Origin of the sequence: Peribacillus huizhouensis, assembly GCF_014138605.1 — a bacterium.
GTDB lineage: Bacteria > Bacillota > Bacilli > Bacillales > DSM-1321 > Peribacillus > Peribacillus huizhouensis.
The window spans coordinates 13,921-35,200 of the sequence record NZ_JACJHX010000024.1; the positions used below are offsets into that span (position 1 = coordinate 13,921).

Consider the following 21,280-nt stretch of genomic DNA (forward strand, 5'->3'; position numbering starts at 1 on the left):
TTTCATTCAAAAAGATGCTGATAAACATTTTCCTTTTAATCCAACATTAAATTGATGAAATAAATCGGGATTAGATGTAGTATATACATATATATGGAAAGAGGAGTGATAGAATGCCTTCAGTAGAGAGTTTTGAATTAGATCATAATGCTGTGAGAGCACCTTATGTACGTCACTGTGGAGTACATAAAGTGGGGACAGATGGAGTAGTCAATAAATTTGACATTCGTTTTTGCCAACCTAATAAACAAGCAATGAAGCCAGATGTGATTCATACGTTAGAGCATTTGCTTGCTTTCAATCTTCGGGAGCACTCAGAGAAATATGAACACTTTGATATTATTGATATTTCGCCAATGGGCTGCCAAACTGGGTACTATCTTGTCGTAAGCGGAGAACCATCCGTTTCTGAGATCATTGATGTACTAGAAGACACAATGAAGGATGCTGTCCAAATAACAGAAATTCCTGCAGCAAATGAAAAACAATGCGGTCAAGCAAAACTGCATGACCTTGAAGGTGCGAAGAAATTAATGAATTTCTGGTTATCACAAAGTAAAGAGGATCTTCATAAAGTTTTTGGTTAAAAAACATCCAACAGCACCTGATCCCAACTAACACGTAGGTACTCAAATTGTATTACATTATAAAGGGAGCAATGCGGAGCAGGTTTTGCGAAGCTCTGCCCTCCACAGAAAAGTAAGAATAGGGTGTTTCCAGGGTCTAGTCTTGCACACTAAATCAGTATAGTGTTTATACTCATATACTGTTGGTAGTTGTTGCGGGGGCAGACCCTGTGCTTTTAAACACCTTTTCCTTATTGCTTGTCATCTGAAGTTTTGTCTGCTCCACTCTCATCTGGATGCGGTGATGGATCAATCGTATGTTTATAATCGTATCCTTTGTTTATGGTAAAAACAGATAGCGCTAAGATTACAAGGACAATAATAATGCTAATAATGATGAATGCTGTCACCTGTCTGCTCCTTTACATGTAATTTTCTTCTATTATACAGGAAAATACTAGATAAAACCTTGGCTCTTTAGGAAAAAATACATGTTTTAACTTAAAACAGAGCGGGAATTATAGTGTACAGGAGGGTGATAATGATGGCCAAAAATAATATTGTTGAATACAAACAAGGTGAGAATCGTAAAGTGGACCAATTGGTTGAACTGGTAAATCAAGAAATTGCAAACTTTAGCGTTTTATACACAAAATTGCATAATTATCATTGGTACGTAGACGGTCCCCATTTCTTCTCTCTGCATGTGAAATTGGAAGAACTCTACGACGAGGTTACAGCCCATATGGATGACCTTGCAGAAAGATTGCTTGCATTAGGTGCAAAGCCTGTAGCTACGCTTAAAGAACAACTTGATATAGCAACAATAAAAGAAGCGACCGGAAAAGAAGAAACAGAAAAAATGATACAAACAATCATTAGTGATTTTGAGCAATTGTCACAAGAATTTTCAAAAGCCATTGAATTGGCAGAAGAAAACACGGACCAAGTGACAGGCGATATGTTTGTAGGCATCCAAAAAAGCTTCGAAAAACATACATGGATGCTGCGAGCTTATTTAAAAAAATAGTAAAGTAATTTTGAAATCCCACCTTAACATAGGTGGGGCTTTTTTGGCGTGATGGAGAAGGGCATATGAAAAGCCTTCACAAATCGAATGAAGGCTTTTGTTTATGTATAAAAACGCTTTCAATGAATATTGCGAGGGTGATAATGGGTAACTTTTGTATTATTCATGCTATCGTGTGCAAATTTTCCTTTGAGTGATTCAATAATGTAAATACCAAGGAGATTGTTAATTTCTTGATCATCCATTTCTTCAAGTAAGTTGAAGATTTCCTTTCGATCAAGTTGTTCAAGGACAGCGAAGGTTAGCATATCAATATCTTCTTCATCACCAGACAATTTATCACGGTATAGGTTGTACAAATCCTCGATAAGTTTCATTTTTTCACCTCATTTTCAATTATTAATTCGTACTTATTATATGTTTTACCCTAAGAAAGATACTTAATCAATTATTTTACCTGAAAATTGCAAGTAATGGAAGAATAAGTGAAGTATGAACAAGGAAGACGCAAGGGAAAATAATACTAATATAGGAGGGATTAGAGTGGCTGAAAACCGAAAGACTTATTATGTTTGGCTGCCGAGTGGACAAATCTTTCAGGATAGTGAAAGTTCACCTTGGAATTATAAGATTGAAGCGAATGATGAAGAAATCGGCCAGCTTCGTGCATATTTTAATCAAAATTATTCAACAGAGATTGGGAACTTTTATCGGGCACATATTCCGTTTTTAGAGTATCACCATGATCCAGGAAATGATGCTTATGATAAGACGCTTCATGAGGTGTATGAGTTGATTTATAAACTTGGTGATACTAATGCGAGAAATCATATTGCGAATATGGGGATATTATCGTCTTTTCCTAGAGAAACAGGGGAGGATATGTAATGGGTATCTTATTTGAAGAATCAAGTTAAGGAAAGTGCATCTTAGGCTGTAGGCGGCAGATTGGATAGACCGGTATAGCGATATATAACAATCGGATAATGGATTGCTTCTGAACTGCCGATTTTTAATAAAGGCTGTTTTCACATACTTTGTCGCTTTTCAATCATTTTTACACTAATAACCCGGGTTGATTTCCGTTGCAGGTCCTCGCTTTCCGCGGGCGGTCTCAGAAGCCTCCTCAGTGCTTTGCACTTGCGGGGTCTCCCTCAACACGCTTTTCCCGCAGGAGTCTCGCACCTGTAACGAAGATCAACATCTGTTCGAATTGGTTTGGTTTCTTGCTAAAAACAACAATCTTTACGAAAAGAGCCTTAATAAAAAAGGGTCAAACACCGCTGCAGGGTGTTTGACCCTTTTTAGAATCCCTCTTTTACTCTCTTATTGTGGAAGTTCGATCTCTTGGGCAGAATTTATTACTTCGTCTGGGATGGTAATATCCTTCACGCCATTATAATTACTGAATGTTGCATTTGTTTTTTGTTCGAGTGTCGTTTCTTCACTGCCTTCAGTAGTCTTAAATGCCATATCCATAGTCATTGCCGTAGGATAAAAGTTTTTTTTGTCAATGGTATATGAATACTTTAATCCGCTAACATCTACATTTTGTAAATCAAGTCCTAATTCTTGACCAAAGCTTTGTGCGAGTTGCTCTTTCATGAACGCATTGAATTTTTCAGCTGAAGCATTTAGTGATAAAATGTAAGAGGAATCGTCTTGTTCAAATGTGAAGTCTTCAATATATTCTTGCATTTTTTTCAATTCGGCTGCTGGATCACCTTGCTGTTCTGTTGTTTTAAGAAGTTCTGTAGACATTTCGTCAGGGAGCTTCATCCATGTTCCTTGTGTTGGATCATATGTAAAGAAACCTTGATTTGTGAAATAACTTTCTGTTTTCATTGGTTCTTCACCTGGCATATTGATTGACATGACTTGATAGAGTGAGATTGGGTCTTGAATGACATCTATGTCAATGGTTGAACTAATATCCATTGGTTCTGAATCACTGCTAGAAGTGATGGTTTGCTCATTCTTCATCTTTACCGTTAAACTCTTTAGATCTTGACTTGCTGCAATGGTTTTTTCAAAAACTTCTTCAAGAGTAAGTGATTCTTCTTTTTGTGCAGGGTGTTCGGTGTTTGTTTTAGTTTCTGATTTTCCAGATTCTGAAACGGGTGTAGCTTTTTGGCCACAACCACTTAAAAGTACTACTAGTGCGAAGAACGAGATAGCTAATGATTTGAGCTTCATTACATCGACTCCTTTTTGGTCATATACATACATAATATAATAAAACAAGGGAAAAATGGTTATTTATCCCTTATATTCTATATAAATAAACCTTTCTGCCTAATTTTTTTAGGTGGGAAAACAGGGAGAAAGTATGAAAATATTTTTTGATAATCACGGACATCAAGTTGATTTTACCTGTAAAGCTGAATTTGGTGATGCGTGGCATGTGCTTGTTTTAACACGTTGGAACGAGCAATGGGTTGTAACTCGGCATAAGGTTAGGGGACTTGAATTTCCAGGTGGAAAGCGGGAAAAAGGAGAAACGATTGAGGAGGCAGCAGTGCGTGAGGTGTACGAGGAAACAGGTGGGAAGGTGGCCAGTTTGCTTTTCCTTGGACAATATCGTGTACATGCAGTAAGCGGGTTGTTTATTAAGTCGATATACTTTGCTGAACTGAGCGAGCTCGTTGAAAAGGACGATTATTTGGAGACGGAAGGACCTGTATTGTTAGATAAACTTCCAGATTGTTTAGAAGCGGACTCTAAATATAGCTTTATTATGCGAGATGAAGTTATTCCGTTAAGTATCGAGCGACTGCGCCACATTCAACCGAATTATAAATTATAAATAAGGCTAAGGGTCAGATCACGCAACTATTATTACTAGTAGAGCGAGGCTAGGCCCTTTTTAATAGCCTTATTACTTCAGCGGTCATGCTTAATTAACGCTTTTTCAAGCAGTTCAACGAGTTGATACATAACCGTGGCACAGACAGCAATAATCATGAGCGACAATAGGACAAGATTGAAATTAAATACTTGGAACCCGTAAATAATCAAATAGCCAAGACCTTTTGAAGAAACCAGGAATTCACCGACGATGACGCCAACCCAGGAAAGACCTACATTAACTTTCAAGGTCGAGATGATGGTTGGAAAGGATGCGGGTAGTACTGCTTCTTTAAACGTTTGAAAGCGGTTGGCGCCAAATGTTTGGAGCACTAATAGATAATTCGGGTCAACACCTTTAAATGCGGTGTAAACAACAATGGTCGTAATAATAACTGATATGATCGCTCCCATTGTAATGATAGACGTGAAGCCTGGTCCGAGTGCTACGATTAAGATTGGTCCAAGAGCGACTTTTGGCATCGCATTCAAGATGACGAGATAAGGATCAAGCACTTTTGAAAGAAATGGCGACCACCACAGAATCGTGGCAAGCAATGTTCCAAGCAGGGTACCGAGGATAAATCCAAGTACTGTTTCTGCCAAGGTTATACTTAAATGGTTAAACAAAGTGCCATCGGTAATTTTGGCTAAAAATAGTTGCCAAATTTTTGACGGTGAGCTGAAAATAAGTTGATCAATCCACTTGAGTCTTGAAGCAATCTCCCATCCCGAAAAAAAAGCAATGAAGATGAGAAGTTGATAAAAACGAACCCAACGTTTTTCTTTGACGAGTGCTGATTTGTATTGGTTATGCAGTGTATGAATACTCAAGACTCTCAAGCTCCTTCCATATCGTTTGAAATAGGGAGGAGTAGCTCGGATGGTTGCGGGCTTGAAAAGGAGTTAACGATCTAAGCTCATTAGGTACTTCGAATACTTTGTGAATTCTGCCAGGACGTGCCGCGAACATGTAAATACGGTCGCTCATGGCAATTGATTCGCCGATATCATGTGTAACAAGGACAGCTGTTTTTCCATATGCCTTCAATGTTTCAGAAACGAGGTCTTCAAGCTTCAGTTTCGTTTGATAATCGAGCGCAGAGAATGGTTCGTCTAGCAAGAGGATTTTTGGATCAACGGCGAGTGTTCTTGCTAGCGCTGCCCGTTGTCTCATCCCACCTGACAACTCCCTTGGGTATTGATGCTCAACACCAGGTAATCCAACATCTTGAAGGAGCTTGGTCGCAATTGATAGAGAAGCTTCTTTATCATGTTTTAATAACTTTAACCCGAGTGTTATATTTTGCCCAATCGTTTTCCACGGAAATAAGTAATCTTGCTGCAACATATAGCCTATTGAAAGCTCATCCCGTGAAAATACGGGCAGCCCTTCTAGCAAAACGGTTCCCGCTGTTGGTGGGAACAGACCAGCGATAATAGATAATAGAGTTGTTTTCCCACAGCCGCTTGGGCCAAGAAAGGAGATAAACTCCCCTTTCTTGATGGATAAATTAATATTTTGTAGTGCCTGTGTTGCCGTTTGCTTCGAAAAGTACGTGTGATCAACGTGATTAATCGTTAGAAAGTCCATAATTATTTCGATACCTTTTCTGCATATGTTGTGTTCACTAAGTCTTCATAGGTTAATCTACTTGGAAGCTCACCTGCTGCATCCATAATATTCTGTAAGTTATTCCACTCTTCTTTATCTAAAATAGGGTCTGTTGCAAATGAGCCTTGTGCTTTATAACGATCAACCACCGTTTCGATTAAAGCTACATCGCTGTCTTCAAAAAATGGTTGAATCACTTCAGCTACTTCCTTGCTACTATGCTCTTGCACCCAATCTTGTGCTTTTTTTACCGCACGGGTGAACTTTTCGACCGTTTCGCCATTCTTTTCTATATAACTAGCTTTGGTCATGAATGTTGTGTAAGGGATATGCCCTGATTCCGTTCCGAATGAAGCGACAATATGTCCTTTCCCTTCTTTTTCAAACAGGCTGGCAGTCGGTTCAAATAGTTGTACATAATCGCCTGTACCTGAAGCAAAAGCTGTTGCAACATTGGCAAAATCAATGTTTTGAATCAGCGTAAGATCGTTGTGAGGGTCGATGCCATGTTTCTTAAGTACAAACTCACCAGCCATTTGTGGCATGCCGCCTTTACGCTGACCTAGGAAGGTAGAGCCTTTTAGCATATCCCAAGAAAAGTCATCGATTTTTTCACGGGATACGAGGAAGGTTCCATCTGTCTGGGTGAGTTGCGCAAAATTAATTATTGGATCATTTGCACCTTGAGCAGTCACGTAAATCGATGTTTCAGACCCAACAAGGGCAACATCCGCGCCGTCCGATAATAAAGCAGTCATCGTTTTATCGCCGCCAGCTGTCGTTTTTAATTCAATTTTTAATCCTTCTTCTTCAAAAAAACCTTTTTCTATCGCTACATATTGCGGTGCATAGAAAATAGATCGAGTTACCTCGGCGACTCGTACTTTTGTCAGATCTTCTTTGCCACATGCTAAAAGAGCGAGGATTAAAAAACATGCTAATGCGATCATGAATCCTGATTTTACCCAATGTTTCATCTTTCATTCCTCCTCTAATCATAGGTCATTCACCTAAAATAACGTATGCAGAAGTGAAAAATGTGTGAATGCCTATAAGAGAAAAAAGGATCGAGCCACTTCAATAAACCAACATAATAGCCTCCCATATGTTCCCCAATAATAACTGCACGCGTACTTTCATATGAAAGTAGTAAAGAGGCTGGTTGTAAGTGTTGCTTTTTGACGATAGACACATACAACCATTCTCTTTTTCATTATGTTGTGCACATACCTATGCCAATGCGTTTTAGATATTTTGTGGATAACTGTCATCCTTAATAACGATTTAGTATGGTTTTCATTGTCACCTCAATAAGCTTGATTAATTATCGGCGTATCTCTTGGAAGATGGCAGATGCATTCGGTTGGCAATTTGTATTTGATGGAATCACTCTGCGTGGAAAAATGATAATGGTAGTTATATTCACTTCTATGTTGGGTATAGATGAGGAAAACTTCTTTTTCAACAGCTGTCTCTTTTTAAGAAGTGCGAAGTGACACTTTCCTTAGCACAGGTTTGCTAACCTTCGTAATTGACAGTCTGATCTGTTTTAAGTTAATGGCAATAGTACGAATCGATGTGGTGTGCCTGTTACATTAAATGGCGGTATGACGTTGCCTATTCTTATAAGCGTTTTTAATCCTTTGTAACAAATTTCTCTGAGCTTTGGTCGTTCTTGGCATGTCATATGCGGTTAAATTTAGAGAAATATAAAATGAAAACTAATAAAGTTTTAGGAGGAGTTAAAGATGACGCAAAATCAAAATAATAAATTTGTATTGGAACCAGCAGCACAAAAATTCGTTGAGGACACGGCTAACCCGCCGTACCTGTTTGATCTTGGCCCAGAGAAGGGCAGGGAAACTGTAGATGAAGTACAGTCCGGTGAGGTTAAGAAGTGGCCGGTTGAGGTAGAAGAGCTTGTCATTGAGGGAGAAACAACTGGACCTGTATCCATTAAAATATTGCGTCCTGAAAACGCCTCGGAAAATCTTCCAGTCATTCTATATACGCATGGTGCAGGCTGGGTTTTCGGAAACGCTCACACACATGATCGTTTAGTTCGGGAGCTAGCTGTTGGATCACAATCAGCTGTTGTGTTCACTAATTACAGTCTTTCTCCAGAAGCCAAATATCCGATTGCAATAGAAGAGGTCTATACGGTCTTAGAATGGATTGCTAAAGAAGGCGATCATCACGGGATGGATACAAGTAATATTACAGTAGCAGGTGACAGTGTTGGCGGAAATATGTCGGCAGCTATTACGTTAATGGCTAAAGAACGAAAAGGCCCAGCTATTCGCAAGCAATTACTTTTCTATCCTGTAACGGATGCTTCATTTGATACAGACTCATATAAACAATTTGCTACCGGATATTTTCTACGTAGGGATGGGATGCAGTGGTTCTGGGACCAGTATACTTCCGATCCACAGCAGAGAGCAGAAATTACTGCATCTCCACTTCGGGCAACAACAGAACAATTAAAGGGACTTCCTGAAGCTTTAGTTATCACGGCAGAAGCCGACGTATTGCGCGACGAAGGAGAGGCATATGCCAACAAGCTTCGTGAGGCTGGTGTAAAGGTAACTGCTGTGCGCTTCCAAGGTATCATTCATGACTTTGTGATGCTTAACGATTTCGCAGACACAGAAGCAGCAAAAGGGGCCATGATGCTTGCAAACGCATGGCTGAGTGAATAGAGAGAACATCCAAAAAAAGAAGATTAACTATTAATGGGCAGAACTTCTTTTGTCATAATCTCCTTTTCGATTTTTTTAATCAAAAGGGAGATTATGCTTTCAAAAACCTAAAGGATGGAATGAGGTACGCTTTTGGATGGAAGCAAAACCAGAAAGTCTAATGAATTTATAAAATTTTCCATGTTTTTAAGTCTCCTCTAGTATCGCTAATAACCTTCACTCCGCTTCGATAAAGAAAACAATACAACCCTAACTCAATGAATTACAGACTACATACACTGCGACATCATATCTTCGTCTGTGAGAGAGGACCCTCAACTTAACTAATCATCGGTATGTTTCACTATAAAAAGTCTAGATAATGCCTGTTAATGCGGGATAAAATGGGTGAGTTGATTTACAATAAGGGTTGAGTTTTATCCCGCATTAACGGACAGTAACCCCCCACCCCGAGGATTAGAGGAATCGAAGAAGCGTAGGTGGGGGATAACTGCCCGTAAAATCCCGATTGGTTCAACTAACAATCAGTTGGGAAAGGCACCCACTGATTGAAGTTTCACTTTATGAAAGGAGGATGTATGATGGAAGATGGCACAATTATAATGAAGCAGCGGTTTCCATCACCGCATCCAAATATTCGTCTGTTTATCGTAACGTATTTTTCGCAAGGCTTGAAAGTGAAGGGCCTACTTGCTGAGCCAGATGATGATCAAATTTATGACGGCTTCTTATATTTACGAGGAGGCATTAAAAATGTCGGTAAAGTACGCCCAAGTCGTATTGTTCAATTTGCAGCAGAAGGCTTCATTGTATTTGCACCGTATTATCGGGGAAATCAAGGTGGAGAAGGGGATGAAGATTTTGCAGGCGAAGATCGCGCTGATGGGATTAGTGGCTTTACATTACTCGAACAACATCCACGTGTAAATCCCGATAACATACATATTTTTGGCTTTTCACGAGGGGGCGTTATGGCCCTATGGACAGCCATCTATTGTAAAACAGCAGCTTCCGTTGTAACATGGGGCGGAGTGTCTGATATGTTTCTAACCTACGTGGAACGAGTAGACCTACGTCGAATGATGAAGCGTGTTATTGGTGGTACGCCTCAGAAAGTTCCAAACGAATATAAATACCGCACACCACTGTTTGCAGTAGATGAACTTTTTGCACCTGTCCTGATTATTCATGGTGAACAGGACAATAACGTATCGATTGAACATGCCTACAGGCTGGAGAAACTATTAAAGGAAAAAGACAAGCCTGTTTGGAGTTGGTATTTTGCCGAATTTACCCACTATTTTCCGCCGAACATCAACCGAAAAGTCGTTTGTGATTTAACACAGTGGATGAAAAACCAAACAAAAAAACAATGGGCTTAAAAACGTAAGTAAAGGAAAGAGGTTATGCTATGGGAATGCCGATGGAACTAAATACAATGATCGTGACAAAAGGCCGTGAAAATAGAGAGGAAGAAAATCTTTTCCGTTTGACGAAAGAAGGCTATCGCCTCTACCCAATTGATATTCCAATTGAAGTTCGCAAAACGATCGAAAGTGAAACAAACGGAATGGCCGTTATTCAAAAAATCTCTTGGACAAACAACCAAACCGAAATTACCTATCAGTTGGTGTCGTTGAATTCAACGAATTAAGCGAGCTGACCTAATAGAAACGGTCTCCATTTAGAGGTATAACAATATAAAGAACAGTACAAGTTAGGGTGAAAATGCATTGATTTCACCCTTTACATATTAACTGTTATCAATGCTTTACATTTATTAATAGCAAACCGTAAAATGTAGTCTTTTATAGAAATGGTTGATGCCTATAAATAGATATGGCGTCATATATAAATATAGAGTTTGGTAACACATGTATAATTTACGCTATTGACGATAAATATATAAAGTATTATATTATTATAAATAGTTAAAAAATTATAACTTTTCTTATCAAGAGAGGCGGAGGGACTGACCCTGTGAAGCCTCGGCAACCAGCATATCATGCCCGGTGCCAAATTCAGAGGAATTTTAACAATTCCGAAGATAAGAAGGTGGGTAAATCTTGATATAGTCATTCAAACTCCCCTTCTGTACATATGCAGTGGGGAGTTTTTTATGTTCCATTAAAATCGTTAATAAAAAAGACAGGAGGAATAAATTAATGTCAGCTATACATATTGCATTATTAGGCTACGGTACTGTGGGGAAGGGCGTTTATAAAACGATTCAAACACATCAGGAAAAGCTTAAGAATATTTTTAGGAAAGATGTAAAAGTGGTTGCAATACTTGTTAAGAATATAGAAAAACATCATGCACCAGATCCTGATATTCTGTTAACAGATGATTTTAACAAGATTGTTAAACTTGAGAAGCTAGATGTTGTAATTGATGCGATCTTTGGTAAAAATCCAAGCTTTACTTACTTGCAGCAAGCGATGAACAAAGGTTGTCATGTGATAACGGCAAATAAAGAAATGTTTGCCTATCATGGAACTCAATTAAAACAGTTAGCCAAAGAACAGGGAGTAACTTTGGGGTTTGAGGCGACAGTCGCAGGTGGAATTCCTATTATCCAAACACTAAGGCAATTGTTACATGTGAATACTATACAAAAAGTGCAAGGAATTCTTAATGGGACCTCTAACTTTATTTTGACAAAGATGAGAGAAGAACTTTATCCATTTGAAACAGCGTTAAAACTTGCTCAAGAAAAAGGGTATGCTGAAGCTGATCCTACAAATGATGTGGAAGGATATGATGCCTTTTACAAAGCAGTGATTTTAAGTGAACTGGCTTTTGGTGAGATACCTAATTGGGAGGATTCGATCCGACAAGGGATTCAATCAATCACACCTGAGCAAATTGAGCTCTTTTCAGCATTTGGATATCGATTTAAACATGTAGCTTCTATGGAAAAGACAGCAAAAGGGATCCTATGCACAGTCAAACCTGTTCTGGTAAATGAAACGCATCCATTTTATCAAATCGAAGGCGTGCAAAATGCAGTATCCATCGATGGAGATATCGTGGGGAACATTAGTCTCCAAGGGCCAGGAGCTGGAATGTTTCCAACAGCAAGCGCCATTATCGAAGACTTGGTTTATATAAATAAACATAGTTTTTCACCCATTTTCTTAGATGAACAAAATGAATTATCTGTGAAGGCATTCAAGACTTACTGGGCAATTGGAGGAGATGTGGCTGTAGAAAATATTCCTTCCCATATTCCAATCATTAACAGAATTAATCCAAACTTTCTTATTGTCGAAGCCTCGTGGGAAGAGATATGTAGTATTCAGTTGCCTAATGTTTATTTATATCAAGTTCTCGGGAGGGTATTACCTGAAAAAACGCTTGTTCGTTCATGAATTAATTTGACTTATAAAGTGGAACGCTTTACGTGGTGAAAGTCGCACAAACAACGTGAGTGGGAGGAAAAGGGAGCTATAACGCAAATCCTTACCTATCTGAATGGAGAATAATTGCTTATTAATATATGATATTAATAAGTAATCTAGTAATAAATGTAATATAAGGATGTATTTAATAGGTCGTATTTCTTTTGATGTATTTGATCTAAAATGGTATTTCAATCAGAAATGAATTGAGCTATTTCTTGCTCAACTTATAAGTTAAATTAGATGTGGGTATAATCCTCAAATTGAACATAGATAACGTTTAAAATTTGGCTATCTTTGTGATAGCCTTTTCTCATTATGCCAACGTTTCAGATTAGTCTAACTACAAAATTTAATTAATTTGCTAGGAATTAACGCTTGCAATACCAAAATCAGTTCAGATTAAGTAATAAAAATATAGAATAAAGGTAGATAAATGAAGAATATTAATACATTGCTTCAGGGCTTAAATTGGCACAACTCTGAAGAAGTACAAAAAAAGTCCATAAATGAGCTATCTAAACTAAGTGGTAAAGAAGTAATTATTTTAGCTGAACAAACAGAATTAAATCATAAAGCATGCTGGTTTAATTCAGCAATTGTCTTACAAAATATTGGATATCCAAACAATAAAGAATCCATTCCATACCTCATGCAATGGTTTCAAGATATTAACTGGCCTGGTGTAAGTACAGTTGTTGAAATCTTCAAAAGTATAGATAGGGAGGAACTTAAATTACATATTGATAATGCCATTACACAAGGACTCAATGAACAAGATGATTTCTGGATTTTTGGTTTATTATTTCTTATTGATAAATTACACATGACCCATATGTATGATAAAAAACATATTCATAAACTGGAGCAGTTTGCAGGTATTGAATAATTACTCATCTTAATCTACGGGGCGGTTTATTCAAGTAGGAATTTACGATTTCATACAAAATTATACTGTAAAAATGATACAATTAAACAAGAATTTAGGGGAGCGATTGTAAGGGGGAGCAATATGCTAAAAACATTAAGAATTATCTTATCAATAGTTGGTGTTATGTTAGCAGTTTTTTGTCTAATAACTCAAAATGTTGAGTTTATTCCTTATTTGATGTTGATATTAAGTATTTCAATAATGATTACAGGAGGAATTGAACTTCAAAAAGATAAAAAAGAGTTTTGGGGTTATATGTGCATCGGTGTTTCTTTGTTTGCTTTTTATGTTTCCATACAGGGGTTTTTATTAAGCTAAAGGGACAGTTAGTAAAACAATAGGATTATCTATTTCTACTAAAAGTATAAGCTGAATCAATTAAGTAACTAAAAAAATTAGTTAGGATGTTTTAGATAATCTGTAAAATAGCTCGATTAAAAATCCTGTACAATGCAGGATTTTTTCTTCTTAAACGGGAAGGGTTATTAAATTAGGAAAATTATTGTATTAGAGGGAGGGGAAATATGAAACTAAATGTTGGTACAGAAGAAGCAATTAAAAGGTGGGATCGTTTCGCGGATACATATTCAGCAACTCATACCGAACAAGGAGACCTTCATAAAGAAGTTTTTTTAAATCCAACATTAATAACACTTATGGGAAAGGTAAATAATAAAAAAGTTTTAGATGCTGGGTGCGGCGAAGGATATTTAAGTAGAATTTTAGCCAAGTCTAAAGCTGCTGTAACGGCTGTGGATTATTCACCAAGAATGATAGAAATAGCTAAAGGAAGAACTCCAAATGATTTGTTAATTGATTATAGGCAGGGTAATTGTGAGGACTTGAATTTTTTAAAAGATAAAAGTTTCGATTTAATAGTATCCAATATGGTTATTCAAGACCTTGAAAATTACGAAAAAGCATTTCAAGAAATGTATCGGTTATTAGTAGATGGAGGCTGTTTTATTTTTTCAATTTTACATCCTTGTTTTGTTACTCCAGAAAGTGGTTGGGAGAAAACAAAAGACGGAAAAAAATTACATTGGAACGTAGATAAATATTTTTATGAAGGTGCGTATGAACAAAGGTTAGGAGATAAAGAAAAAATGTTATTCTTCCATAGAACCTTAACAAGTTATATTAATACTTTAATCAAAACGGGTTTTATTTTAGAAAGCATAGTAGAACCAAAGCCATCAAAGGAGATATTAAAAAAATATCCTTCATTTGAAGAAGATTTTAGATGTGCTGATTTTATAGTCTTTAAATTAAAAAAGTAAAATTAAATATTTTTGGATTCATGGTTCAAATAAAAAAGTGCATTAGCATGATAGGCGGGTGGACAAAAGCAAAGAGCAAACTTTCATTCAGAAATAAGTGAACATAGAAACTTCCGAACTAAAATAGCATTATATTCTGGTGGGATAGGATTAATTTCATTAGGAATTGAGGGCTTCTTGTTCTTTTTATAAAAGTGATAAGTAAAGTTCATGAATTAATAAGCCATGTTTATGTATGTTGCTAGACTCTGTAGATGGCTTCTCATTTTTTATGACCTTTTAAATAAATTTAAATTATCATATAATAGAAATAATTGTAATGCAAAATTTAGGGGTATAATTGAGTCAGAAAAGGTGTGAGAGTCGGTCATTTCTTAGCGTGATGTGAAACCTACATCTTTTTTGCTAAATTTAAGGGGAAAAGGTTGATAAAAATGAGCAGCAGAGAAACTAAAGCAGACGTCATTTTAATTGGCGCCGGAATCATGAGTGCGACTTTAGGGACACTCTTGAAAGAATTAGTACCGGAATGGGAAATTACAGTGTTTGAGAAACTCGCAAACGCAGGAGAGGAAAGCTCTAATGAATGGAATAATGCGGGAACGGGGCATGCGGCATTGTGCGAGCTTAACTACACGGTCGAACAACCAGACGGATCTGTAGATATTAGTAAAGCGATAAAAATTAATGAACAGTTTCAGGTTTCCATGCAGTTTTGGTCTTATCTTGTAAACAGCAAGCTGATAAAAAATCCACAGGACTTTATCATGCCATTGCCTCATATGAGTATGGTACAAGGAGATAAAAATGTAACGTTCTTAAAGAAACGTTTTGAAGCGCTGTCAAACAATCCATTGTTCCAAGGGATGGAGTTTTCTGATGATTCAGCAAAACTGATGGAATGGATTCCGCTAGTTATGCAAGACCGTCCATTGAATGAAGCAATAGCGGCAACAAAAATCGACTCTGGAACGGATGTCAACTTTGGTGCATTAACGAACATGTTGTTTGACCACTTAAAGACTAAAAACGTCGATATTAACTTTAAACATAGCGTTGATAATATGAAACGTACTAGTGATGGCTCATGGGAATTAAAAGTGCGTAATGTAGATAGCGGTAGCGTCGAACGCCATACTGCAAAATTCGTCTTTATCGGAGGCGGGGGTGGAAGCTTACATTTACTCCAAAAATCCGGTATTCCAGAAGGGAAAAACATTGGCGGATTCCCAGTAAGCGGGATTTTCATGGTATGTAATAATCCAGAAGTTGTTGCGCAACATCATGCAAAAGTATACGGGAAAGCTAAAGTTGGTGCTCCACCAATGTCTGTTCCACATCTTGACACACGATTTATCGACAATAAAAAATCATTGCTATTTGGACCATTTGCCGGCTTCTCACCGAAGTTTTTAAAAACAGGTTCAATGTTGGATTTAGTAACTTCAGTCAAACCGAGTAATGTGTTAACTATGTTGGCGGCAGGCGCAAAAGAGATGTCATTGACAAAATACCTGATCCAGCAAGTGATGTTATCGAAAGAACAGCGTATGGAAGAGTTAAGAGAGTTTATCCCGAACGCTAAGCTCGAAGACTGGGACTTAGTAGTAGCGGGCCAACGTGTACAAGTTATCAAAGATACTCCTGAAGGAAAAGGAACGCTTCAATTTGGTACCGAAGTGATTACTGCCGCTGATGGATCGATTGCAGCTTTATTAGGTGCATCTCCAGGTGCTTCTACTGCTGTACACGTTATGCTTGAGGTAATGAAAAAATGCTTCCCGCAACAGATCGAAGAGTGGGAACCAAAGATCAAAGAAATGATTCCTTCTTATGGCGTGTCATTAATGGAAAATCCAGAGCTTCTGCAAGAAATTCATACTTCAACGGCAGAGACGCTTGGTCTAAGCCAAAAAGAGCTAGTCTATAGTTAATTCTCTGGACATAGAAATAATGATATTGAATGATAAGTTTAAGCAACATTTTCATCTATAGACATCGTTTCTATGATGAAGAGATTGATAAGGCAATGATTGAAAAAACAGAGATAAAATAAAAAATTACTTAAAGAATTGAGTAAATAATAGAATATCATTGGAAATAAGACACAGAACCTTTGAAATCTTTGGATTAAAGGTTCTTTTTTATATTCGTAGTTAGAGAGGCTATGGTGAACCGTACTATAAGTAAAGGTGAATTTTCTAATATATTAGTAATAATAAGGTTATGACAGTATAGATTTTAAACAAACATAAAAACAGCTGCCATAAATTTCCCGACAGCCGTGATAAAGTTACCTTTACCCTTACCAGTGCCAACTGTGCCAGTCCAATCGTCAGAGTGATTTTCATGACCTGTCCCTTTGAGGGTGACCAACAAGCTGTAAGGAAATTCATCTATTAGAGCCAGCGCATGCTCAAATGGCAGGATAGTGTCTTCTGTCCCGTGAATTACCAAGGTTGGATTAATTTCCTTTATCTTATCTTCATAGAAGTCATCGCCCTTAAGAAGGGCATGATTAAACATACATAGTAGATTGTTAGCTCGATTGATTTCTTTTGTAACCTGCTGAAACGCTCTCTTTTCATCGACGTTTTAAAAACGTAGCGAAGCTTCCCCCTTTTGATTTTTTAACTATCTCTTAGTATACAACTGTGAACTAATCAAAGAACTAAAACAATACAGTTTGCTAATTGGGTAAATGGATTAACTTTACAGGGCTCATTTAAAAAAATTCATTGTAATCGATGATGATAATCGTTATCATCAAAGTATGAAACTATTTCGGAAGTGGGTATAAGTATGAAAAAAAAATCATTATTGTCAGTGTTAGTAGCAGGGGGCATTCTAATAACTGGGTGTGAGAATACAGAGGAATTGAAAAAAGACGACAAACCTGCAACAGAAGAAACTGAACCAGCAGCACAAGAGGTTGATTTATCTACGGAGCTATCAAGCTATCAAGAATTTGCATTTGAGCAAATGGATCAATTTTTACTTGAGACAGAAAAGTTTGTGAACCTCTTTAAAGCTGGCGACATTGAAGGGGCAAAAGCAGCCTATGCACCAGCACGTATGTACTTCGAGCGGTCAGAGCCAATCGCTGAAAGCTTTGGAGACCTTGATCCACGTATTGACGGTCGTTTAGCGGATATTCAGGAAGAGGGCAAAGGCGAGGAAGAATGGTCGGGCTACCATAAACTTGAACATGCATTGTGGGTAGAAAATAAAACGGCAGGCTACGAGGGTGTGGCAGATCAACTACTAGCAGATGTGAAGGAACTACACGCATTGGTTCAAACGGTTGATGTTACAGCGGATTTAATGATTACTGGTGCCGTTGATTTATTAAATGAAGTATCAACATCTAAAATTACTGGTGAAGAAGAAATCTATTCTCACACGGACCTTTATGACTTTAAGGCAAATATTGAAGGGGCAGAAAAAATCTTTGAGATTCTACGTCCAAAATTAGAAGCAAAAGATAAGGAGCTAGTAGCAACATTAGATGAAAAATTCAAAGCAGTGGACGATTTATTAGCACAGCATGCAACAGCTAATGGTGGCTATGTATCATATGAGGAATTAACAGAGGACCACACGAAAGCACTTGCAACAGCTGTTAATCAACTTGGTGAACCATTAAGTCAAATGGGCATTATTTTGGAGTGAGCATAAATGACAGAGCCAATCGATGAAAAATGGATAAATAAGAAAGTCTCTAGACGTGACATATTGAAGTTGACAGGCGTCGGTGCCGCTGGGGTTGCTATTGGTGCCACAAGCTTAGGTGGTGTGATAAAAGCAATGGGCTCTGATGTCTTTGAGCCTGTTGCTGATAGTACTAGAGCAATCAATAAAGTGGATTTTTATGGCAAGTATCAATCTGGCATCACTACCCCTGTACAAACGAATATTTATTTTGCTTCTTTGGATGTATTATTTACATCGAAGAAAGATCTACAAGAGTTGTTCCAAAAATGGACACCTCTTGTTGAACGATTAATGAATGGTGAATTAATGGTCGATTTAACAACAAATACTAGAATTCCTACAGGAGATACCGGTGAAGCAGCGGGGATGGATGTTGCAAATTTATCTATTACGATCGGTGTAGGACCATCTTTGTTTGATAAGCTTGGTATTTCGCATTTGAAGCCTGCGGAGTTAAAGGATTTACCACATTTCCCGAAAGATCAACTACAAAAAGAATTTACGGGTGGCGATATATGTATTCAAGCTTGTGCGGATGATCCACAGGTAGCGTTCCATGCCGTGCGCAATTTAGTACGTGCAGCCTCTGGTAAGGTAGAGATTAAATGGTCACAGGCAGGGTTTAACTCGTTCCCGGCTGATGGAGGAACACCACGTAATTTATTTGCGTTCAAGGATGGTACGGTGAACCCCACGATTACAGATGAAAAAGATTTAAATAAAGTTGTCTGGGTCGATAAGGGATGGCTAAAGGATGGTACTTATTTAGTTGCACGTAAAATTCAAATGCATCTTGAAACATGGGATCGTACATCTTTAAAGGATCAGGAAGCAACATTTGGACGCTATCGGGATAGTGGTGCTCCATTTGGGAAAACCAAGGAATTTGATGATTTTGATGTAGAGGCGAAGGATAGTAAGGGTGAATATATTATGCCAGATACGTCACATGTACATTTGGCACGTAAATCGGGTGCGCGTATTTTACGTCGCTCATATTCTTACGCATCAGGTGTTATGTCGAATACCGGAGAACATGACGCAGGGCTAATATTCATCTCTTTTCAAAAAGATCCAGCCCAATTTACAACTGTTCAAAATAGTTTAGGACGATTGGATAAAATGAATGAGTACATTACCCATCGAGGCAGTGCCGTGTTTGCTTGCTTCCCTGGTGTACAAAAGGGGAGTTATTTAGGTGAAGCACTTTTTAACGCGGTGTAGTATTATTATCTGTTTAGTCCTGACACTTGCTATACCAGTGCAGGCGGCCCAATCTTACAGTCACTTATATATTTCTATTAGTGATGCGCTAATGAATACGAAGCAGGATAAGGATGCCGAGGCGGAGCTTGCACTTGCCCAGTTTGCCAAGGATTGGGCTTCCGTCACATCTGAACAAAAGGAAGCTAAAGAAAAGGTTGATGATATTCTTGCACAAGCAAGGGAAGCTTCGTCAAAGGAAGATCGTTTACAAGCTCTTTCCACTTTGACAAACGCATTAAGAGCACTAGAGAAGCTAGAAAATCCAGTGGATGAAGCAGCACAGAGAGCTGAGTTTGGTACGAAATTTAAGCCTATTATGAAAGCCTTTGAAGATGCTCTAACAAGTGGTGACATTCCTACAATTGATTCAGCCTATAAGGATTTTAATACCAAATGGAAAAAAATTGAACGTCCAGTGCGAGAGCAGAGTATTGCCATGTATGGCCAAATTGAAACGCAAATGGCTTTTATACGGATAACACTTGCTTCAGAAGAGCCTGATGTAGACTTAATGAAATCGCAATATGCGGATTTAAAACAAACGATCGAGGATTTTGTAGCAGGGAATGATACGGCGGAGGTCGTTGAGGGAGAATATTCTTTATCGACATTAATCGCCTATATTGATGAGTCGATTAATTTTATTGAAGCAGGGAACTATATAGCAGCCTCTGATAAAATAAAAGATTTTATTAAAATATGGCCAAATGTTGAGATTGATATTTCAACACGTAATGGCAGTCTGTATACAAAGATAGAAAGTGATATGCCGATTCTTGTTAGTGATTTATTGAAATCTAAAGTCGATGCCAAAGCCATTAGGAGTAAGCTAGATACTTTCCGCACAGAGATAGAGCTGGTACAGGGAAGTACTGACTATACGATGTGGGATTCAGCGCTTATTTTATTACGTGAAGGTCTAGAGGCGTTGCTCATAATTTTAGCATTAGTGTCATTTTTAGATAAATCAGGACAAAAGACAATGCGTAAATGGATTTATCTAGGCGCATTGATAGGAGTTCTTTTATCGGCACTCGCTGCTATTTTAATGTCAACTATTTTCAACTCTGCAATGGTTGATACGAATAGAGAGCTCATGGAAGGATATGTTGGCTTACTAGCGGCTGCCATGATGATCGGAGTAGGAATATGGCTTCATAGTAAGTCAAGTGTGTCGAGCTGGAATCGCTATATCTCCAAACAAATAGGCAATGCTATTTCTAGTGGCTCCGTGTTTGCCATGGCAGCCATTAGCTTCCTATCCGTATTTCGTGAAGGAGCAGAAACACTTGTTTTTTATGCAGGAATTGCTCCAAAAATGGAGACTTCTAAATTTGTGCTAGGAATCGTAGTAGCACTTCTTATTTTAGTTATCTTTGCCCTTGTGTTATTTAAAGCAAGTGGAAAAATTCCTATTCATAAATTATTTGCTGTGGCAACAATATTGATTTACGTACTAGCCTTTAAAATTATTGGGGTCAGTCTGCATACACTACAACTAAGGGACATAGTTTCAACAACAATTGTGGATGGCTTGCCATTAGTCAGCATCATTGGTTTCTATCCAACGGTTGAAACAATGATGGGACAGGCAGTTTTACTTGTACTAGTTGGGGCGACGATTGCCTATAAAAAGAAACAAAAATAACTATTAGGGTAGATGATTACATATATTCATCTACCCTAATTCAATGAATTATACCAATGAGATGGTCGTTCTAAATCGAAGGGTACAATATGCTGGGTTTGGAATAAACTCTTAATGCTTTATCTCTTTGGTTATTATCTGTGTTTATGCTATTCAGCGTCTGTGGCACTTTACTTGGTGGATAAATTGGATATTTTACAAATAGGTTGTTTTATTTTGGGTGCTCACTTAGATACCTTATAGAAATTTGACTATTTGCACTTTACTTTGGTAAAAT

General features: G+C 37.8%; 21 protein-coding genes, 1 pseudogene and 1 riboswitch. Of the genes and pseudogenes, 15 read left to right on the forward strand and 7 right to left on the reverse strand.

Annotated elements, in window-relative coordinates:
* Nucleotides 1-113 precede the first annotated feature (113 nt).
* Entirely contained in the window at nucleotides 114-587 is a 474-nt protein-coding gene (locus HNP81_RS21205; RefSeq protein WP_028392646.1) for an S-ribosylhomocysteine lyase, read from the forward strand.
* 230 nt (nucleotides 588-817) lie between these two features.
* Here the strand turns inward: HNP81_RS21205 and ytzI are convergent, their stop codons facing one another.
* Nucleotides 818-976 carry a YtzI protein gene (gene ytzI / locus HNP81_RS21210; protein WP_182503930.1) on the reverse strand — a complete coding sequence of 53 codons (159 nt, stop codon included), beginning with the start codon at nucleotides 974-976 and terminating at the stop codon, nucleotides 818-820.
* Between the two features lie 131 nt (nucleotides 977-1,107).
* Here ytzI and HNP81_RS21215 point away from each other — a divergent pair, with 131 nt between their 5' ends.
* Nucleotides 1,108-1,596, forward strand: coding sequence for a Dps family protein (locus tag HNP81_RS21215; protein WP_246399524.1), 489 nt, complete (start codon nucleotides 1,108-1,110; stop codon nucleotides 1,594-1,596).
* 119 nt (nucleotides 1,597-1,715) lie between these two features.
* On the opposite strand, the gene HNP81_RS21220 is transcribed toward HNP81_RS21215, so the two are convergent.
* Nucleotides 1,716-1,973, reverse strand: a complete 258-nt coding sequence (locus tag HNP81_RS21220; RefSeq protein WP_182503931.1) for a DUF6154 family protein — start codon at nucleotides 1,971-1,973, stop codon at nucleotides 1,716-1,718.
* A 166-nt stretch (nucleotides 1,974-2,139) separates the two neighbouring features.
* Here HNP81_RS21220 and HNP81_RS21225 point away from each other — a divergent pair, with 166 nt between their 5' ends.
* On the forward strand, nucleotides 2,140-2,484 hold the full coding sequence (locus HNP81_RS21225; protein WP_312859718.1) for a hydrolase: 345 nt from the start codon (nucleotides 2,140-2,142) through the stop codon (nucleotides 2,482-2,484).
* Nucleotides 2,485-2,922: 438 nt separating this feature from the next.
* On the opposite strand, the gene HNP81_RS21230 is transcribed toward HNP81_RS21225, so the two are convergent.
* Complete coding sequence (locus HNP81_RS21230) at nucleotides 2,923-3,792, reverse strand: DUF6612 family protein (RefSeq protein WP_182503933.1); 870 nt, start codon at nucleotides 3,790-3,792, stop codon at nucleotides 2,923-2,925.
* 133 nt (nucleotides 3,793-3,925) lie between these two features.
* Here HNP81_RS21230 and ytkD point away from each other — a divergent pair, with 133 nt between their 5' ends.
* Nucleotides 3,926-4,402 carry an RNA deprotection pyrophosphohydrolase gene (gene ytkD, locus HNP81_RS21235; protein WP_028392641.1) on the forward strand — a complete coding sequence of 159 codons (477 nt, stop codon included), beginning with the start codon at nucleotides 3,926-3,928 and terminating at the stop codon, nucleotides 4,400-4,402.
* Nucleotides 4,403-4,479: 77 nt separating this feature from the next.
* Here ytkD and HNP81_RS21240 read toward each other — a convergent pair whose 3' ends face one another.
* Genes HNP81_RS21240 through HNP81_RS21250 form a run of 3 tightly spaced genes read right to left on the reverse strand, consistent with a single transcriptional unit; the run spans nucleotide 4,480 to nucleotide 7,035 of the window.
* Complete coding sequence (locus HNP81_RS21240; protein ID WP_246399527.1) at nucleotides 4,480-5,277, reverse strand: ABC transporter permease; 798 nt, start codon at nucleotides 5,275-5,277, stop codon at nucleotides 4,480-4,482.
* Nucleotides 5,255-6,037, reverse strand: a complete 783-nt coding sequence (locus HNP81_RS21245; protein WP_182503935.1) for an ABC transporter ATP-binding protein — start codon at nucleotides 6,035-6,037, stop codon at nucleotides 5,255-5,257. The genes HNP81_RS21240 and HNP81_RS21245 overlap by 23 nt, the downstream gene beginning before the upstream one ends.
* Before the next feature lie 2 nt (nucleotides 6,038-6,039).
* A complete protein-coding gene (locus HNP81_RS21250) occupies nucleotides 6,040-7,035 on the reverse strand; it encodes an ABC transporter substrate-binding protein (protein ID WP_182503936.1) in 996 nt (331 codons plus the stop codon).
* A 771-nt stretch (nucleotides 7,036-7,806) separates the two neighbouring features.
* On the opposite strand from HNP81_RS21250, the gene HNP81_RS21255 reads away from it, so the two are divergent.
* The 8 genes from HNP81_RS21255 (at nucleotide 7,807) to HNP81_RS21290 (ending at nucleotide 16,309) form a co-directional block, all read left to right on the forward strand.
* Nucleotides 7,807-8,760, forward strand: a complete 954-nt coding sequence (locus HNP81_RS21255; protein WP_182503937.1) for an alpha/beta hydrolase — start codon at nucleotides 7,807-7,809, stop codon at nucleotides 8,758-8,760.
* 581 nt (nucleotides 8,761-9,341) lie between these two features.
* Nucleotides 9,342-10,142, forward strand: coding sequence for an alpha/beta hydrolase family protein (locus HNP81_RS21260; protein WP_182503953.1), 801 nt, complete (start codon nucleotides 9,342-9,344; stop codon nucleotides 10,140-10,142).
* A 29-nt stretch (nucleotides 10,143-10,171) separates the two neighbouring features.
* Nucleotides 10,172-10,414 carry a DUF2584 domain-containing protein gene (locus tag HNP81_RS21265; RefSeq protein ID WP_028392635.1) on the forward strand — a complete coding sequence of 81 codons (243 nt, stop codon included), beginning with the start codon at nucleotides 10,172-10,174 and terminating at the stop codon, nucleotides 10,412-10,414.
* Nucleotides 10,415-10,708: 294 nt separating this feature from the next.
* Nucleotides 10,709-10,814, forward strand: a riboswitch (SAM riboswitch).
* Between the two features lie 111 nt (nucleotides 10,815-10,925).
* Nucleotides 10,926-12,134: a homoserine dehydrogenase gene (locus HNP81_RS21270; protein WP_182503938.1), complete on the forward strand. Its 1,209-nt coding sequence runs from the start codon at nucleotides 10,926-10,928 to the stop codon at nucleotides 12,132-12,134.
* Nucleotides 12,135-12,600: 466 nt separating this feature from the next.
* Nucleotides 12,601-13,053, forward strand: a complete 453-nt coding sequence (locus HNP81_RS21275) for a DUF5071 domain-containing protein (protein WP_182503939.1) — start codon at nucleotides 12,601-12,603, stop codon at nucleotides 13,051-13,053.
* A 123-nt stretch (nucleotides 13,054-13,176) separates the two neighbouring features.
* Nucleotides 13,177-13,413: a DUF3953 domain-containing protein gene (locus HNP81_RS21280; RefSeq protein WP_182503940.1), complete on the forward strand. Its 237-nt coding sequence runs from the start codon at nucleotides 13,177-13,179 to the stop codon at nucleotides 13,411-13,413.
* Nucleotides 13,414-13,619: 206 nt separating this feature from the next.
* Nucleotides 13,620-14,375, forward strand: coding sequence for a class I SAM-dependent methyltransferase (locus tag HNP81_RS21285; protein ID WP_182503941.1), 756 nt, complete (start codon nucleotides 13,620-13,622; stop codon nucleotides 14,373-14,375).
* Nucleotides 14,376-14,809: 434 nt separating this feature from the next.
* A complete protein-coding gene (locus tag HNP81_RS21290; protein ID WP_182503942.1) occupies nucleotides 14,810-16,309 on the forward strand; it encodes a malate:quinone oxidoreductase in 1,500 nt (499 codons plus the stop codon).
* A 307-nt stretch (nucleotides 16,310-16,616) separates the two neighbouring features.
* Here the strand turns inward: HNP81_RS21290 and HNP81_RS21295 are convergent.
* Nucleotides 16,617-16,964, reverse strand: a pseudogene (locus HNP81_RS21295) (alpha/beta fold hydrolase); the annotation flags it as partial.
* A gap of 213 nt (nucleotides 16,965-17,177) precedes the next feature.
* Here HNP81_RS21295 and efeO point away from each other — a divergent pair.
* Genes efeO through HNP81_RS21310 form a run of 3 tightly spaced genes read left to right on the forward strand, consistent with a single transcriptional unit; the run spans nucleotide 17,178 to nucleotide 21,003 of the window.
* On the forward strand, nucleotides 17,178-18,047 hold the full coding sequence (gene efeO, locus HNP81_RS21300; protein ID WP_028392629.1) for an iron uptake system protein EfeO: 870 nt from the start codon (nucleotides 17,178-17,180) through the stop codon (nucleotides 18,045-18,047).
* Nucleotides 18,048-18,053: 6 nt separating this feature from the next.
* Nucleotides 18,054-19,313 (forward strand): iron uptake transporter deferrochelatase/peroxidase subunit, encoded by a 1,260-nt coding sequence (gene efeB, locus HNP81_RS21305; RefSeq protein ID WP_182503944.1) that lies wholly within the window; start codon nucleotides 18,054-18,056, stop codon nucleotides 19,311-19,313.
* Nucleotides 19,288-21,003: an FTR1 family iron permease gene (locus HNP81_RS21310; RefSeq protein WP_182503945.1), complete on the forward strand. Its 1,716-nt coding sequence runs from the start codon at nucleotides 19,288-19,290 to the stop codon at nucleotides 21,001-21,003. Before efeB ends, HNP81_RS21310 begins: the two co-directional genes overlap by 26 nt.
* The last annotated feature ends 277 nt before the right edge of the window (nucleotides 21,004-21,280 follow it).